Genomic DNA, 16,437 nt, shown 5'->3' with positions numbered 1-16,437 from the left:
CTCTGGGGTCATGAACGCCATCAAAGACAGCGTCCACGACTACATCCCGGTGGACCCTGTCGCCCGCGCCCTCCTCGACACGCCCGAACTCCAACGACTCCGACACATCAAACAGCTCTCCACCGTCCGACTGGTTTACCCCTCCGCGAACCACACGCGCTTCGAGCACAGCCTCGGCGTCTACCATCTGGCCTCCCGCGCGCTCGACCACCTCGGCGTCGACGACGACCGGGCCGCCCACGTCCGCGCCGCGGCGCTTCTCCACGACATCGGCCACGGCCCTTACGGCCACCAGACCGAGGAGGTCATCATGCGACGGACGGGCGACCATCACGACGAAATCGGCGACCTTCTTTCCTCCTCGGTCGCCGGCGACGTACTCGAACAACGGGGTCTCGACCTCGAACGCGTCGCCGGACTGGTCCGCGGCGAAGGCGAGTTGGGCCAACTCGTCTCCGGCGAACTCGACGTCGACCGGATGGATTACCTCGTCCGCGACGCCCACCACACCGGCGTCCCCTACGGCACCATCGACCACGGCCGCCTCGTTCGCGTGCTCCGCCTCCGCGAGGGACGGCTCGTTCTCGCCCCTGGAAACGTCCAGACGGCCGAAAGCATGCTTCTCGCCCGAAGTCTGATGAACGGGGTTCTCTATCGCCATCACGTCTCGCGCATCGCGGGTGCGATGTTGGACCGCGCCTCCGAGCGTCTGCTCGACGAGACGGCACTCGAAATCGAGGAGTTCCGGCGAATGGCCGACCACGACCTGCTGGTCGCGCTCTGCGAGTCGGTGCCCGAGTTGGGCAGACGAATCGAGCGCCGCGACCTGTACAAACGCGCCGCTTGGGCCAGTCTCTGGGAGGTTCCCGCGTGGGTTCCGGACCTCGACTACGAGGACGTCCGCGCCGCCGAACGCGACATCGCTGACGCGGCGGGCGTCGACGCCGGCGAAGTCATCGTCGACGTTCCCAGCCGACCGACACTCAAGGAGTCGGAGACGCGCGTCGTCGTCGACGGGACGATTCGACGACTCGAAGAAGCCTCCGAGCTCGTCGGCGCGCTCAGAAACACCGAACGCGCGCAGTGGCGACTCGGCGTGTACGCCCCCGGTGCGTCGACGGCCGACGTGAGAGACGCCGCCGCCGACGTGCTCGAACTCAGCGACTGACGTCGCCGCGAAACCTCCGACGGTTTTTAAGTAGTGACGCCGAAGCGCGCACCAATGATTACTATCAAAGACAGCGTCCACGACCACATCGAGGTCGACGGCGTCGCCGCGGCGCTGTTGGACACGCCGGAGGTCCAACGACTCCGGCACATCAAGCAACTCGGGACGGTGCAGTACGTCTACCCCTCCGCGAACCACACGCGCTTCGAGCACAGTCTCGGCGTCTACCACCTCGCCTCCCGCGCGCTCGACCACCTCGGCGTCGAAGGTATCAACGCCGAACGCGTCCGCGCCGCCGCCCTCCTCCACGACGTGGGTCACGGCCCGTTCAGCCACAACGTCGAAGCGTTGACGCACCGTCACACCGGGAAATATCACGACGACGTTGACGAACTGCTCGCCGAGGGAACCGTCGGCGACGTACTCCGCGAGTACGACCTCGATCCCGCCCGCGTCGCCGAACTCGTCCGCGGCGAGGGCAAGTACGGACAGGTCGTCTCGGGAGAACTGGACGTCGACCGGATGGACTACCTCGTCCGCGACGCCCACCACACCGGCGTCCCCTACGGCACCATCGACCACGAGCGACTCGTCCGCGAACTGACGTTCGTCGACGGCGAGTTAGTGCTCGCGGAGGGCAACGTCCAGACGGCCGAGAGCCTGCTCGTCGCACGTGCGCTGATGAACCCAACCGTCTACCAGCACCCGGTCGCGCGCATCTCGAAGGCGATGCTACGCCGGGCGGCCGAACACCTGCTGGCCGACACCGACTGCACCGCCGGCCGACTCCGACGGATGGACGACCACGACCTGCTGGTCGCACTCCGAAACATCGGCGACACCGCGGAGTTCGCCCGCCGCCTCGACGCCCGCGACCTGTACAAACGGGGCGTCTGGGCGGAACTCTCCGACGTACCCGACTCGGTGCTGGATGCGCCCCACGACGAGATTCGAGACGTCGAAGAGCGTGTCGCCGCGAGCGTCGGCGTCGAACCCGAACACGTCGTCGTCGACGTGCCCGCGAAACCGTCGATGCGGGAGTCGACGAGTCGCGTCGTCGTCAACGGCGAGATTCGACAGTTGGGTCGGCAGTCGCCGCTGGTCAACGCGCTTCGAACCGCACAGATGAACCAGTGGCGTCTCGGCGTCTACGCGCCTGCAGACGTGGCGGATTCGGTCGGCCGCGCCGCCGCCGACGAACTCGGTCTCGACATCGACGGCGCACTCGTCAACGACGTCCGCGCCGGACAGGCGACGACGCTCGACCAGTTCGACTGAGTACGGCGTTCGTCGGCGTACCGGACGAGCAATCGAGTCGTCCGCCGACGCCCCCGGGTCGGAACGAGGGTTTCAAGCGGTGGCACCGTCTCGCCTCAGATAATGGAACTGGAGGGAACCGTCCTCGTCGGCCGGGAGTTCGACCCCGTACAGGGTCGAGTCGTCGTCGAAGACGGCACGATACAGGCGGTCGAAGAGACGTCGACGGAGTCGTCGTCGATAATCGTCCCCGCGTTCGTCAACGCGCACACGCACATCGGCGACTCGATAGCCAAGGAAGCAGGCGGCGGCTTGAGTCTCGACGAACTCGTCGCGCCGCCGGACGGCCTCAAACACCGTCTCCTTCGACAGACAAGTCAGTCCGAAAAAATCGCGGCGATGCGTCGCTCGCTGCAGTACATGCAGTCGGGCGGGACCGCCGCCTGCATCGAGTTCCGCGAAGGCGGCCGCGAGGGCGTCGACGCGATTCGCGCCGCGGCGGCGAGCGTCGACCTGCACCCGGTCATTCTCGGCCGCGAGACGGCCGATGCGATGGAGATTGCCGACGGCTTCGGCGCCAGCGGTGCCCGCGACGGCGAGTTCGGGAGCGTCCGCAACGCGACCCGCGAGGCCGGAAAACTGTTCGGCATCCACGCGGGCGAACGCGACCCCGACGACATCAACCCCGCACTGGACCTCGAACCGGACTTTCTCGTCCACATGGTCCACCCCGAACCGCTGCACCTCGAACGCGTCGCCGACCGGGACGTTCCCATCGTGGTCTGCCCGCGCTCGAACCTCGTCACCAAGGTTGGTATCCCACCCATCCGCGAACTCGCCAACCGGACGACGGTGGCACTCGGCACCGACAACGTGATGCTCAACAGTCCGTCGATGTTCCGCGAGATGGAGTTCACCGCCAAACTCGCCGACGTCTCCGCCGCCGAAGTGCTCCGCATGGCGACGGTCAACGGGGCCGACATCGCCGGCCTGAACTGCGGACTCGTCGAGGAGGGCCGCGACGCGAAACTGCTCGTTCTCGACGGCGACTCGGACAACCTCACCGGCGTGCGCGACCCGGTCCGTGCCGTCGTCCGGCGCGCAGGCGTCTCCGACGTCGAACGCGTCGTTCTCTGAGAAGGCGACTCTCTCTACTCGTTCGCCGTCGACGCTCGTCGCGCGAACAGTTATTAACCCTCCGACAGTAGCTTGGTACGATATCGCATGGGGATGTACGACCGAATTCTCGTTCCGACCGACGGCTCGGAGGGCGTCGAACGCGCTATCTGTCACGCCCTCGACCTCGCGGAGGCACACGGCGCGACGATTCACGCCATCTACGTCGTCAACACGGCGAGCTACGCGGGCCTGCCCATGGAGTCCTCGTGGGACGGCATCGACGAGATGCTCCGCAGCGACGCCGAAGCGGCCCTCGAGGACGTTCGCCGACTTGCCGACGAGCGAGGCGTCTCCGTCGAGGCCGCCGTCGTCGACGGTTCGCCGAGCCGTGAAATCGTCAGCTACGCCGAACGCGAAGGCTGTGACCTCATCGTGATGGGCACCCACGGCCGCGGCGGTATCGACCGCCTGCTCCTCGGCAGCGTCGCCGAGAAAGTCGTCCGCGGGTCGAACGTGCCGGTGTTGACCGTCCACGTCGCCGACGAAGCCCCCGGCCAACCCGCCTGAGCGACGCTATCGGTCTCGACCGATTCGACTCGGCTATCGGTCGATTCGAGTTCGCTATCCGTCGAACTCCGCCGAGCGGAGATGCTCACAGTCGCCGGCGTGGACCGTCACCTCGCCCTCGTCGGTGTCGACGACGAGCGCTCCCGGATGAACGACGTCGACGGCTTCACCCTCGACGACGCCGCCGGGCGTCTCGACGCGGACGCGTCGGCCGAGTGTCGCGCTGTACTCGCGCCATGCCGGAAGCACGGCCTCGGAGTCGTCGCGGAGCGCGTAGAACTCCTCGACGAGTCGCTGAACGAACAGTCGACGTTCGACGTCGCCGGCCTCCTCGCGGATGCTCGTCGCCCCTGCCGGTAACGTCTCGGCGTCGATGTTGGCGTTGACGCCGATGCCGACGACCAGCCACGAGACACGGTCGGCTTCACCTTCCATCTCGGTGAGGATGCCGGCGAGCTTTCGACCACCGCGGCCGAGGGTGTCGTCGTTGGATTCGTCACCGTCTACCGGAACCAGCACGTCGTTCGGCCACTTGATTTCGGCTGGCACACCTGCCTCCCGCGCCGCCTTGGTCGTCGCAACCGCGGCCGCGAGCGTGAACAGCGGGACGTGGGCGGGCGGTCGCTCGGGCCGAAGAACGAGACTGAGCCAGACGCCCCCGCTCGGGGCTGTCCACTCGCGGTTCAGTCGACCGCGACTCCCGACCTGCTCGTCGGCCAGCACCGCTACGTCCGCCGCGCCTTCGGCGGCGAGTTCGCGGCCGCGGTCGTTCGTACTCCCGAGTTCGTCGTGGTACTCGACGGTCACGGGGGCGTCGAGTCCGAGCGAGACCGCTGCGCCGCCGAACTCCGGGACGTCGACCAGTTCGTACCCCGCATCCGTACTCTCGACGACGAACCCGTCCGCTCGCAGCGCTTCTATCTGCTTCCACACCGCCGCGCGGGAGATGTCGAGTTCCTCGGCGAGCACCGGCCCGGAGACGATACCCTCCGAGAGGGCGGCGAGCACCGCCCGCTGCGTGTCACTCATGCCGGCGACTCCGTGGGCAGTCGCCATGAACGCGGCGGTCGACCGTCAGTCGTCGACGCCAGTTCTCGTTTTCCCCAAGATGGAGGTTTCTCCGACCGCCACCTTTCGGACTGCGACGTGTTCGACCGCGACCCTCGCGTCAGCTGTGGCTGTCTCGCATTGCTGACAATGGTGTGTGATTTTCAAACTCAAATATAGTCAGTTCCAGCGACTGTATCCGGCCAACAACCTTATTTATACGTCAACTATCGCTCATGCTGGCTTTTTCACCTTGCACGACGTTCTGTTTCACATGCCAAATCGGCACCCCCCCGAGTCACAACCGACCGCACCGGAGAGAGAGGCCGACCCCCCGCGGGTGCTGGTGTTGGACGGTGACGGGCCGGCGGCGCTGCGCGTCGTTCGTTCCTTGGGGCGGAAAGGTGTCCCCGTGACCGTGGGTGGCACGAGTCGGACGGGCCTCGGCATGTTCTCGCGGTACGCCGACGACAGATACGTGTATCCGGACCCATCGACGGACTACCGACGGTTCGTCGACGACCTTCGGGAGTATCTCGCGGCCAACGACATCTTCGCCGTGATGCCGGTGTCGGACATGAGTTCGCTCGTCTGTTCGCACCACAAAGCCGAACTGGAGGCAACCGGCACGAAAGTCGCCGTCGAGGACCCCGAGACGTTCGACAAGGTGTACGACAAGGGGGCGTTCTTCGAACTCGCCGCCGACCTCGACGTTCCGACGCCCGAAACTCGCCAGCAGAAAGAGTACACCGACGTCGTAGACCTCGCCAGCGGGATGTCGCTGCCGGCGGTCGTAAAGTATCGCAGCAAAACCGTTCTCGACGGTGGAAAAGCGCACACGGACCTCATCGACGACGTGAACTACGTCGAGACGGAGGCGGCGCTCATCTCGACGTACCAGGTGCTCGTCGGCCGCAACAGTCACCTGAAAGGCCACGAACCCATCGTCCAAGAGTACATCCCCGGCGAGACGACGGCGACGGTCGTTCTCGCCGACGAAGGAGAGGTGCTCGCGCAGTTCCAAGAGCGCCGCGTTCGAACGTACCCCTCGTCAGGTGGCAACTCCGCCGTCTTAGAGTCGATGCGCGACGAGAAGATGCAACGGTACGCCGAGGAGGTCATCGAGGCACTGGAGTGGACCGGCCCGGCGATGGTCGAGTTCATGGAAACCGACGACGGCGAGTACTACCTCATCGAGGTCAACGGCCGGTACTGGGGGTCGGTGCCGTTTGCCGTCGCCTGCGGCGTCGACTTCCCGTGGCTTCACTACCAGCAACTGCGCGGCGAGACGCCCCAGCACGACGGCGAGTATCCGGTCGGCGAGCGGATGCAGCGGTTGTTCTACGAGGACCTCAAATGGCTCGGCGAGAACCTCTCGGAGCGCCCCATCAGTTCGCTGGGGTCGTTCGGAAACGCGCTCACTCGCCACAGACACAGCATCCCGGCGTGGGACGACCCCGCACCGGCGGCCGGTGCGCTGCTTCAGTCGGTGATACTGAGTTCGCGGCGACTGCTGCGCAACCGGAAGGAATCTCGCCTCGACGCCGACGACCCGACGTCGACGCCGAAAACGACGTGAGTCTGAGACGTAGTTCGTCTCCCTGAGTCGGACCCCGTCTGCGACGCTCCGATTTTTCGAGCGCCTCCCCGAGCAGTCGACCAGTCAACCGAAAATACGAGAGAGAAGAGAGTTCGCTGACCGATTCTGACGCTATTCGAGGACGATGAGCACGTCGCCCATGTCGACGCTCTCGCCTTCGGAGACGAGCACCTGCGTGACCGTCCCGCCGCGCTGGGTCGTCACGTCGTTTTCCATCTTCATCGCTTCGAGCACGCAGACCACGTCACCCGAGGCGACTTCGTCGCCCTCCTCCACGTCGACGGAGAGAATCGTCCCCTGCATCTCGGCGGCGACGGTCTCGCCGTCGCCTTCGATGACGACTTCGTCGTCGCCGCCGTCGTCTTTCGGCTTCGGCGGGCGACGGGCGCTGTTGCCACTGCCACTGGAGTTGCCCGAGACGGGGATGGCGGGTGCACCGCGTTCTTCGAGGTTCACCTCGAAGCGCTTGCCGTTGACTTCGACGGTGAACTCGCGTTCGGTGACGTCCTCGTCGTCGTCGCCGTCGCCGGCGTCGGTCGGCCCCCACTTCTCGACGGCCTGTTCGATGCGCTCGCGGTCGAGTTCCTCGTCGAGGTACTTCGTCGTGTGCTCGCCGTCGATGAACGCCTCGTCGGTGAGCATCAGGCGGTGGAACGGGATGATGGTCTCCAGTCCCTCGATGTCGTACTCGGCGAGCGCGCGCTCGGAGCGGACGAGACACTCCTCTCTGTCCGATGCGGCGACGATGAGTTTCGCAATCATCGAGTCGTAGTCGCCGCCGATTTCGTCGCCCTGTCGCATCGCGTCGTCGATGCGGACGCCGATGCCGCCGGCGGGGTCGTACGTCTTCAGTTTGCCCGTCGCGGGGGCGAACTCTTGGGCGGATTTCTCGGCGTTGATGCGGAACTCGATGGCGTGGCCCTCGATTTCGACGTCGTCCTGTTCGAAGTCGAGTTCCTCGCCGGCGGCGACGCGCAGTTGCCACTTGACGATGTCGAGGCCCGTCACTTCCTCGGAAACGGTGTGTTCGACCTGAATCCGGGTGTTGACCTCCATGAAGAAGAACTCGCCGTCCTCGACGAGGAACTCCACGGTGCCGGCGTTGGTGTAGTTGGCCTCGGCGACGCCGCGGCGGGCGGCCTCACCGATGCGCTCTCGCAGGTCGTCGGTCAGCGCCGGCGAGGGAGCCTCCTCGATAACCTTCTGGTGGCGGCGCTGCAGCGAGCAGTCGCGCTCGCCGAGGTGGCGGACGTTGTCGTGGTGGTCGGCGAGAATCTGGACTTCGATGTGTCGCGGCGCTTCGAGATACTTCTCGACGTAGACGGAGGCGTTGTCGAAGTACGCCTCGCCCTCGCGCTGGGCAGTTTCGAGCTGTTCTTCGACTTCTTCTTCGCTCTGGACGACTTTCAGGCCGCGGCCACCGCCGCCACCTTCGGCTTTGATGGCCACCGGGTAGCCGTACTCGTCGGCGATTTCCTTCACTTCGTCCGGCGACTCGACGGGTTCGGTCGTGCCGGGGACGACGGGGACGTCGGCTTCCTGCATCAGCGCGCGGGCTTTCGTCTTCTCGCCGAGACGCTCCATCGCGTCCGCGGACGGGCCGACCCACGTGAACTCGCTCTCTTCGACGTTGCGGGCGAACTCCGCGTTCTCCGCGAGGAAGCCGTAGCCGGGGTGAATCGCGTCCGCGCCGGCTTTCTCGGCCGCTTCGAGGATAGCCTCTTGGTCGAGATAGGAGTCGGCGGCGCGCGCGGGGCCGACGTTGTACGCTTCGTCGGCGTAGCGGACGTGTCCGCCGTGTTTGTCGGCATCGCTGTAGATGGCGACGGTCCGGACGCCGAGTTCTTTGCAGGCGCGCATCACGCGCACCGCGATTTCTCCACGGTTGGCGACGAGAACCTTACTGAACATTTCTTGCTTTTCCCTATTCGTATGTGGAACCTCATTCTATCGGTCCGGGTTCGATATCGTCAACGTTCGAACAGGGATGGGTTGACGACACTACCCGCCGAGTTGAGGTATCTTCGGTCCAACGGGAAGCTATGCAGCTCATCGGCCACCGCGGGTGTCCCGCTCACGCGCCCGAAAACACCGTTGCGGCGGTTCGACGCGCCGCACCGCACGTCGATGCCGTCGAAATCGACGTCCAACGGTGTGCGAGCGGCGAACTCGTCGTCTTCCACGACGAGACGCTCGGCCGCCTCACAGACGGGTCAGGTCGCGTCCGCGAGACGCCGTGGGACGACCTGCGTGACCTCGTCGTCCGCGGCGTCGACCCCGTGGACACCGTCGACACCGCCGCCGCTCCCGAGCGACAGCGCAGCGCCGAGTCTCACACGAGCGTCGACGTGACGGTTCCGCTCCTCTCGGACCTCCTGACTGCGGTTCCCGACGACACTGCGGTGAACGTCGAACTCAAACATCGAGGGATGGCCGGGGAGATTGTCGACCACTGCGAGCGCGTTCCGAACGAGGTGTTCGTCTCCTCGTTTCTGCCCGAGGCGCTCTCGGAACTCGACGCAGTGGGTGACCTCGACACCGCACTCCTGTTCGCCGAATCGTGGGACCGAAACGTCGAGACGGCGATGGAACTCGGCTGTTCGTTTCTTCACCCCGAGTACCGACTCTGTCTCGACGAACCCGGTCACATCGAGGCGGCACACGACGCCGGATTCGCCGTCAACGCGTGGACCGTTCCGACCGCGACAGCTGCCGAACAGTTGATTTCCAACGGCGTCGACGGCCTCATCCTTGACGACTGGACCGTCGTCTGAACGGGCGTCCGCTCTTCGTTTCCGAGGCGTTTTAGGGGGCGAGCGACAGCTACTTTCGGTCGTCGGCCGAGTTCGTGGTATGGTCTCCCGCGAGAACGCGATTATCCTCGCCTGCGTCGTCCCGACGACGGTGGCGTATTTCGCGCTCACGTCGCTGACCGACTGGCCGGGGTGGACGTACACCGCCGTACTACTCGGATTTGGCGTCGTACTCCCGAGTCTCCTCGTCGGCTACGATTCTACGAGAGGCGAAGCGAGCGGGTAGACAAGGGCAGAGAGGCAACCGGCGGCGAGACAGTTATCGTTCGAGGGCGTCGGAGACGGCGACGTTCAGTGCGTACATGCCGGCGAGGATGACTGCCCCGTAGCGAAGCGACTCGGCGAACGCCCACGCGATACCGACGGGCCATCCCGACCCGACCGACAGCATCAGTTCCGGGAGAACGACGAAGCCGATGAGGAGAATCGCCCCGATGTACAGTCCGTGACGGAACAGCCATGCCGAAGACGGACCAGTTCGGTCCTGTTCGGTCGTTCCGACCAAATCGCCGAGAGTCAACGCAGTCGGCTGTGAGGACTCCGACTCCGCCGAAGCCGTTGGCCGACCACCGTCGCTCCGGGAGGGTTTCTCTTCGGTCGGAACGTCTGTGTCTGCCATACTGTGTGAACCTCGGAGGCGACGACCAAAAGCGCTCGGTGAACTGTCGCTTCCGTAGAGTGGTCAGTATACCTACCTGACGGCTGTACGACACCGAACAGGAATAATCAGACGAGTATATATCAGAAATTTGTCTACCGTTGTATGACGTCGAGAGGGAGCCGAACCCGATGGTCAGAACCGGTCGGTCCGACCGGCCGCAGTCCACGCGTCCGTGGGTGCGCCCTCAGGGACGCGAACCGACCGGCCCTGCAACGCGGCGACGCGCCCGGCGAACCGCCAGCGCTCGCCGTTCCACGTCTCCTCTGACTCCGAGGCGGCCGCGGCCGCGGCCACCTGTTGGTCGCGGAGGTGTGCGCCGACGACGGCCGCGATGGCCGCCGCCTCGTCAGCGTCGGCGTCGGCGGGAATCACGAGGTCGGTCGAATCATCGAGACGCGCCCGCGTCGTCTTGCCATCCGCGCCAGCGTCAGTGCCGTCGACATCGTCGGCCGACGCCTCGTCGGCGTCCTCGTCCGTCGCGTCGGCGTCGAGGCTCATATCGGAAGGTTCCCGTGTTTCTTGTCCGGCGTCTGTTCGCGTTTCGACTTCAGCATGTGCAAGTCGTCCACGAGGCGCGCGCGCGTCTCCGTCGGTTCGATGACGTCGTCGAGGAACCCGCGGTCCGCCGCCGTGTAGGGGTTGGCGAACTCCTCGCGGTACTCCTCGATGAGTTCGTCGCGGCGGGCGTCGGGGTCGTCGGCCTCGGCGAGTTCCTCGCGGTAGAGGATATTTACTGCACCCTGCGGCCCCATGACGGCGATTTCGGCCGTCGGCCACGCGTAGTTGACGTCCGCGCCCAGATGTTTCGAGGCCATCACGTCGTACGCGCCGCCGTAGGCTTTGCGCGTGATGACGGTGAGCAGCGGAACCGTCGCCTCGGAGTACGCGTACAGCAGTTTCGCGCCGTGGCGGATGATGCCGTTGTGTTCTTGGTCGGTGCCGGGAAGGAAGCCCGGCACGTCGACGAACGTCAGAATCGGGATGTTGAACGCGTCGCAGAAGCGGACGAAACGCGCGCCTTTCTCGGAGGCTTGGATGTCCAGCGTCCCGGCGTTCACTCGGGGTTGGTTGGCGACGACGCCGACCGAGTGGCCGTCGAGGCGTGCGAAGCCGACGAGGATGTTCTTCGCAAAGTCCTCGTGGACCTCGAAGAACGACTGTTCGTCGCAGACGCGGTCGACGACGTCGTGCATGTCGTACGGCTTTCGAGGCTGGTCGGGAACGATGTTCGTCAGTTCCTCGTCGGCGCGTTCGGGGTCGTCCCACGGGTCGACGCGCGGCGGGTCCTCGACGTTGTTCTGCGGGAGATACGAGAGCAGGCGGGCAATTTCGTCGAGCGCCTCCTCCTCGGAGTCCACGGCGAAATGCGAGACGCCGGACGTCGACGAGTGGGTTACGGCCCCGCCGAGTTCCTCGAACGTCACTTCCTCACCGGTGACCGTCTTGATGACGTCGGGGCCGGTGATAAACATGTGACTCGTGTCCTTCACCATGAAGATGAAGTCGGTGATGGCGGGCGAGTACACCGCGCCGCCCGCACAGGGGCCCATAATGGACGAAATCTGCGGGACGACGCCGCTGGCTTTCTGGTTGCGCGTGAAGATGTCGGCGAACCCGCCGAGCGAGGTGACACCCTCCTGAATCCGCGCGCCCGCGGAGTCGTTGAGACCGATGATGGGCGCGCCGACTTCCATCGCTTGGTCCATCAGTTTGCAGACTTTCTCGGCGAACACTTCGCCGAGCGAGCCGCCGAAGACGGTGAAGTCGTGTGCGAAGACGAAGACGGTACGGCCGTCGACTTCGCCGTAGCCCGTGACGACGCCGTCGCCGTACAGCTGTTTCTCCTCCATCCCGAACTTGTGGGTCCGGTGGGTGCGGAACTGGTCGAACTCGTGGAACGTCCCGTCGTCGAGGAAGTAGTCGATGCGCTCGCGCGCCGTCATCTTCCCCTTGTCGTGTTGGGACTCGATTCGATGTTCACCGCCGCCCTTGCGCGCTTCGTCGCGTTTCTGGCGGAGTTCGTCGATACGGTCGTCCATCGTCATACCGGACCACCAACGTGCATTGTCACGAACGTCCGTTCGATGTGCAAAAGGGTTTCCGCAATACGGCAAAACATGGTTCGACAGCTGTCGATATTTTGACCTACTTTGCGGCCGGTTCGGCGCTGAACACCGCCTCGATGTCGTACTTGTCGTCGACGCGACGTATCAGCCCGTATGTACCAAGTGCTATGGTACCATTTGACGTTCACTCTCCCGCAATGACACTCCTGAACGGGAAGACGGCAGTAGTTACCGTGCATCGAGCGGCAACGGGCGTGCAATCGCCGAACAGTTCGCCGAACACGGCGCGTCGGTCGTCGTCGCCGACATCCGCGAAGACCCACGCGAGGGCGGGACACCGACGCACGAACTCGTCGCAGAGTACGGCGGCGAGGCGACGTTCGTCGAGTGCGACGTCTCAGAGTACGACGACTGTGTCGCCGCCGTCGAGGCCGCGGACGAGTTCGGCGGCGTCGACGTGATGGTGAACAACGCGGGTATCGTCGGTCCGCAAGCGCCACTCGTCGACCTCGATTTGGACGAGTATCGAAACCTCATGCGAATCAACATGGACGGCGTCGTCAACGGGTCGAAAGCGGCGGCGCTTCGGATGGTCGAACGCGGCGAAGGCGGCAGCATCGTCAACATGTCGAGCGTCGCCGGTATCGTCGGCTACGGTGGTATCACACCGTACTCGGCGGCAAAAGGCGGTGTTCGACTGTTCACTTACGCACTCGCGGCGGAACTCGGACCCGACGATATTCGCGTGAACGTCATCCATCCGGGCGTCATCGAGACGGCGATGACGACGAAGGACTCGCCGATGGTCGGCACCGAAGAGGGCGAGCAACTGAAACAGACGATTCCGCTCCGCCGGTTCGGGCAACCCAAAGAAGTCGCCGGCATCACGACGTTCCTCGCCAGCGACCTCGCATCGTACGTCACCGCCGAATCCATCGTCGTCGACGGCGGATTCATCAACAGCGCCTGAGCACTCCAGTGCTGGAGCGCCCGAGCGTCCGAGCGCCCGAGTGTCCGAACGACTGACCCGACTAGTTCGCCTTCGGCAGTCGCCGCGAGGCGCGCGCGCCGAGAATGACGGCGGCGGCGACGACGGCCGCGATGGCGACGGTGGGCCAAAAGCCGACCTGCGCGTCGACGCCGAACGTCGTCAGGAGCGTGAACACGAGGAACAGCGGAATGACGACGCCGGCGGCGACCCGCCACGGGTCCGCCAGCGCGCGGGCGACCGGCCCGCTACCGGCGCGGAACTCTTCGAGGGCATCTCGGCCCATCACCCAGCCGACGAAGACGAGGAACACCGCCAGTCCGGCGGTGAGCAGGATGTCGACGAGCGTCCCGGCGACGAAGCCGAAGATACCGGGTCGGAGCGCGCAGACGGTGCCGGTCACTGTGACGAGCACCATCAGGAGGCCGACGGCGCTACGGCGCTCCATCCCGTGTTCGTCGACGAGATACGAGACGGGGATTTCGAGCATGCTGATGGAACTCGACAGCGCCGCCAGCGTGACGACGCCGAAGAACGCCGTGGCGATGACGATGCCGCCGGGCAGTTGCGAGAACGCACCCGCGAGGCCGACGAACAGCGCACCCTCACCCGTTCCCGTCGAACTGGGGTCGATGCCGAGCGAGAACAGAAGCGGGAACACGACGAGGCCCGCGAGGACACCGACGGTCGTGTTGAGAACGGCGATAGTCGTCGCGTCCGTGGGGAGCGAGCGGTCTTCGCCGAGGTACGAGGCGTACGTGACCATCGTCCCTGCACCGAGAGAGAGGGTGAAAAGCGCCTGTCCAGCGGCGGGACCGAGTACTTGGAAGAAGTTCTCGCGGACGGTCGCCACGTCGAAGCGGAGGAAGAACTCGTAGCCGCCGGCGGCACCGGTGCGCGTCGACGCCCACACCGCCAGCGCGACGAGCAGCACGAACACTGCCGGCATCATCACTGTCGTCCCGACTTCGATACCGCGGCGGACGCCCGCGAGGACGATACCGGCGGTGAGCGCGAGAAACAGCACGTGGAAGAACACGGCGTCGAGACCGAACGCGGCCGCGCCGAAGTACTCGCCGGGATTCGAGAAGTACGGCGCGCCGCCGCCGAGCAGAGCAGCGCCGCTCTCGACGAAGTAGCGGAGAATCCACCCGCCGACGACGCTGTAGAACGACAGCAGTGCGACGGACGCGATAACGCTGAAGAAACCGATTCGACCCCAGTTTTTCGACCCTGACAGCGAGCGAAGCGCGCCGACGGGGTTTCGGTTCGAGCGCCGGCCGATGACGAACTCGCCGAGCAGGCCGGGGACGCCGATGGCGAGAACGATGAGAAGATAGACGGCGAGGAAGGCGCTCCCACCCTGTTCGGCGGCGACCCACGGGAACCGCCAGATGTTGCCCAGACCGACCGCGCTTCCGACCGCGGCGAGGATGAACCCGACTCGTGTGCCCCAAGTCTCTCGTGTCATGTGTGTACCGCCCGCCCGTCTCGTGTCATTGCTTCGCATTGCCCCGACACGGTTAAAGTGCGTTTCGAGTCGAAGAACTCTCAACTACGTACAATAACGGTTAATGGCCGCTACTGCGGCCGATTCCGAGAAAATTTATCGCCGAATCGCCATATTCGGTGACGATTCGTAACCTGTTTGTTGGTTGTTTTTTTTAGAGCGGCGGGACGATTGCGCCGCCGACGAACAGCGTCTGGATACCGAGCAGGAGCGTGAGCACGACGCCGATGGGGACGACGAGGCGAACCGCCCACAGCCACGCCGAACTGGCTCCCTTCCCGATAGCCGCACCGCGGCGGATCTCGTCGAGTGCGCTGCGTGCGAACACCCAACCGACGAACAGCAGGATGCTGAGTACCGACAACGGCAGCAGCAGTTGGTACGCGAGGTTGTCGAACCACGTCAGCCACGCGGTGTTCATCGCCGAAGGGATACCCAACAGGAAGATAGGGGTGCCGAGGGCGACGGCCGCCTGCGGGCGACTCAGCGCGTAGTTGTCGATGACGTAGGAGACGACGACTTCGAGCAGGCTGATAGCCGACGATAGCGCCGCGATGAGTACGACGATGAAGAACACCGCGCCGAGAATCTGCCCGGCGGGCAGGTCGCCGAAGGCGCTGGCGATGCTGACGAACACCGCGCCCGCACCGCTCGTCGCCGGGTCGACGTTCTGTGCGAAAAGCAGTGGGAACACGACGAGGCCAGCGAGCACGCCGACGAACGTGTTGAGCGTGACGATGGTGACGCCGTCACCGAGGAGGCTCTCGTCACCGTCGATGTAGGAAGCGTACGTAATCATCGCGCCCATCCCGAGCGAGAGCGAGAAGAACGCCTGACCGACCGCGAACGGAATGATTTCGGCGAGCGGACCGCCGAACGACGGCAGCGGCGTGAACTCGACGGTAAGCTGGAACTGGCTCCAGTCCGGCGAGAGGAAGTACGCGTAGCCCGCGCCCGCGTTCGGGAGCGTGAACGCCCACGCCGCGAGTCCGATGAGGATGACGACGATACTCGGAACCATGAGTTTGGTCGCCTTCTCGATACCGTCTTCGATGCCGGCGGCGACGATGCCGACGACGAGCGTCATGAACACCGCGTGCAGTGCGAGCGCACCCAGTCCCATCGACACTTCACCGAAGTACGCCGCGGAGTCGGCGAAGTACGCACCGGTCAGACTCCCGTAGATGTACCGCAGCACCCACCCGCCGACGACGCTGTAGTACGATAGAATCCAAAACCCAGTAAAGAGGCCTAACACGCCGACGAACCGCCATCCCGGATACCCCAACTTCTTGAAGGCGCTGATGGCGTTGAGGTTCGAGCGCCGACCGATGACGAACTCCGCGAGAATCGCCGGCAGTCCGATTGCTACAGCAGCAATGAGGTAGACGATGAGGAACGACGCCCCACCGAACTCCGCTGTTTTGAACGGGAACTGCCAGATGTTTCCTAATCCCACTGCGCTACCGACGGCCGCGAGGATGAATCCTGCCCTCGTGGCCCATGTTTCACGTTCACTCATGTGTCCCCTATTTGGGAACGGAATTGAAGTGGTTTACGAGATAGCCGGGCGAGATGCGAGTACGAGATGGACAAATGTCGGCCAAAGCTGAACATCGAAGTCGGGACTGGGTTAGTTTC

14 protein-coding genes and 1 pseudogene are annotated in these 16,437 nt (G+C 64.9%); 8 read left to right on the top strand and 7 right to left on the bottom strand.

The features are described from left to right. Positions 1-10: 10 nt before the first annotated feature. The 4 genes from AUR64_RS15160 (at position 11) to AUR64_RS15145 (ending at position 4,111) form a co-directional block, all read left to right on the top strand. Positions 11-1,168 (top strand): HD domain-containing protein, encoded by a 1,158-nt coding sequence (locus AUR64_RS15160; protein WP_058582811.1) that lies wholly within the window; start codon positions 11-13, stop codon positions 1,166-1,168. A 54-nt stretch (positions 1,169-1,222) separates the two neighbouring features. After that, positions 1,223-2,446: an HD domain-containing protein gene (locus AUR64_RS15155; protein ID WP_058582810.1), complete on the top strand. Its 1,224-nt coding sequence runs from the start codon at positions 1,223-1,225 to the stop codon at positions 2,444-2,446. Between the two features lie 102 nt (positions 2,447-2,548). Beyond that, entirely contained in the window at positions 2,549-3,562 is a 1,014-nt protein-coding gene (locus tag AUR64_RS15150; RefSeq protein WP_058582809.1) for an amidohydrolase family protein, read from the top strand. Between the two features lie 87 nt (positions 3,563-3,649). Further along, positions 3,650-4,111 (top strand): universal stress protein, encoded by a 462-nt coding sequence (locus AUR64_RS15145; protein ID WP_205628411.1) that lies wholly within the window; start codon positions 3,650-3,652, stop codon positions 4,109-4,111. 54 nt (positions 4,112-4,165) lie between these two features. Here AUR64_RS15145 and AUR64_RS15140 read toward each other — a convergent pair whose 3' ends face one another. Continuing rightward, positions 4,166-5,140 carry a biotin--[acetyl-CoA-carboxylase] ligase gene (locus AUR64_RS15140; RefSeq protein ID WP_058582999.1) on the bottom strand — a complete coding sequence of 325 codons (975 nt, stop codon included), beginning with the start codon at positions 5,138-5,140 and terminating at the stop codon, positions 4,166-4,168. Between the two features lie 292 nt (positions 5,141-5,432). On the opposite strand from AUR64_RS15140, the gene AUR64_RS15135 reads away from it, so the two are divergent. After that, a complete protein-coding gene (locus AUR64_RS15135) occupies positions 5,433-6,737 on the top strand; it encodes a carboxylate--amine ligase (protein ID WP_058582808.1) in 1,305 nt (434 codons plus the stop codon). Between the two features lie 132 nt (positions 6,738-6,869). On the opposite strand, the gene pccA is transcribed toward AUR64_RS15135, so the two are convergent. Continuing rightward, a complete protein-coding gene (gene pccA / locus AUR64_RS15130) occupies positions 6,870-8,669 on the bottom strand; it encodes a propionyl-CoA carboxylase biotin carboxylase/biotin-carboxyl carrier subunit (RefSeq protein WP_058582807.1) in 1,800 nt (599 codons plus the stop codon). A gap of 131 nt (positions 8,670-8,800) precedes the next feature. Between pccA and AUR64_RS15125 the strand changes: the two genes are divergently transcribed. After that, complete coding sequence (locus AUR64_RS15125) at positions 8,801-9,532, top strand: glycerophosphodiester phosphodiesterase (RefSeq protein ID WP_058582806.1); 732 nt, start codon at positions 8,801-8,803, stop codon at positions 9,530-9,532. Positions 9,533-9,611: 79 nt separating this feature from the next. Beyond that, the gene (locus AUR64_RS15120) at positions 9,612-9,797 is read left to right on the top strand and encodes a hypothetical protein (RefSeq protein ID WP_058582805.1); all 186 of its coding nucleotides are present in this window, start codon (positions 9,612-9,614) and stop codon (positions 9,795-9,797) included. A gap of 33 nt (positions 9,798-9,830) precedes the next feature. On the opposite strand, the gene AUR64_RS15115 is transcribed toward AUR64_RS15120, so the two are convergent. The 3 genes from AUR64_RS15115 to AUR64_RS15105 form a co-directional block, all read right to left on the bottom strand. Next, on the bottom strand, positions 9,831-10,190 hold the full coding sequence (locus tag AUR64_RS15115; protein WP_058582804.1) for a hypothetical protein: 360 nt from the start codon (positions 10,188-10,190) through the stop codon (positions 9,831-9,833). Between the two features lie 174 nt (positions 10,191-10,364). After that, positions 10,365-10,730 (bottom strand): hypothetical protein, encoded by a 366-nt coding sequence (locus tag AUR64_RS15110; protein WP_058582803.1) that lies wholly within the window; start codon positions 10,728-10,730, stop codon positions 10,365-10,367. Beyond that, positions 10,727-12,271, bottom strand: a complete 1,545-nt coding sequence (locus AUR64_RS15105; RefSeq protein ID WP_058582998.1) for an acyl-CoA carboxylase subunit beta — start codon at positions 12,269-12,271, stop codon at positions 10,727-10,729. Before AUR64_RS15105 ends, AUR64_RS15110 begins: the two co-directional genes overlap by 4 nt. Before the next feature lie 224 nt (positions 12,272-12,495). On the opposite strand from AUR64_RS15105, the pseudogene AUR64_RS15100 reads away from it, so the two are divergent. Then, positions 12,496-13,268 (top strand): annotated as a pseudogene (locus AUR64_RS15100) (SDR family oxidoreductase). A gap of 61 nt (positions 13,269-13,329) precedes the next feature. Here AUR64_RS15100 and AUR64_RS15095 read toward each other — a convergent pair. After that, positions 13,330-14,757: a sodium-dependent transporter gene (locus tag AUR64_RS15095; protein WP_058582802.1), complete on the bottom strand. Its 1,428-nt coding sequence runs from the start codon at positions 14,755-14,757 to the stop codon at positions 13,330-13,332. Positions 14,758-14,950: 193 nt separating this feature from the next. Then, the gene (locus AUR64_RS15090; RefSeq protein ID WP_058582801.1) at positions 14,951-16,318 is read right to left on the bottom strand and encodes a sodium-dependent transporter; all 1,368 of its coding nucleotides are present in this window, start codon (positions 16,316-16,318) and stop codon (positions 14,951-14,953) included. Positions 16,319-16,437 lie beyond the last annotated feature (119 nt).

Source organism: Haloprofundus marisrubri (genome assembly GCF_001469955.1).
GTDB classification, from domain to species: Archaea; Halobacteriota; Halobacteria; order Halobacteriales; family Haloferacaceae; genus Haloprofundus; species Haloprofundus marisrubri.
Note: the sequence above shows the minus strand (reverse complement) of the source record. Positions and strands in the feature narration are given on the sequence as shown.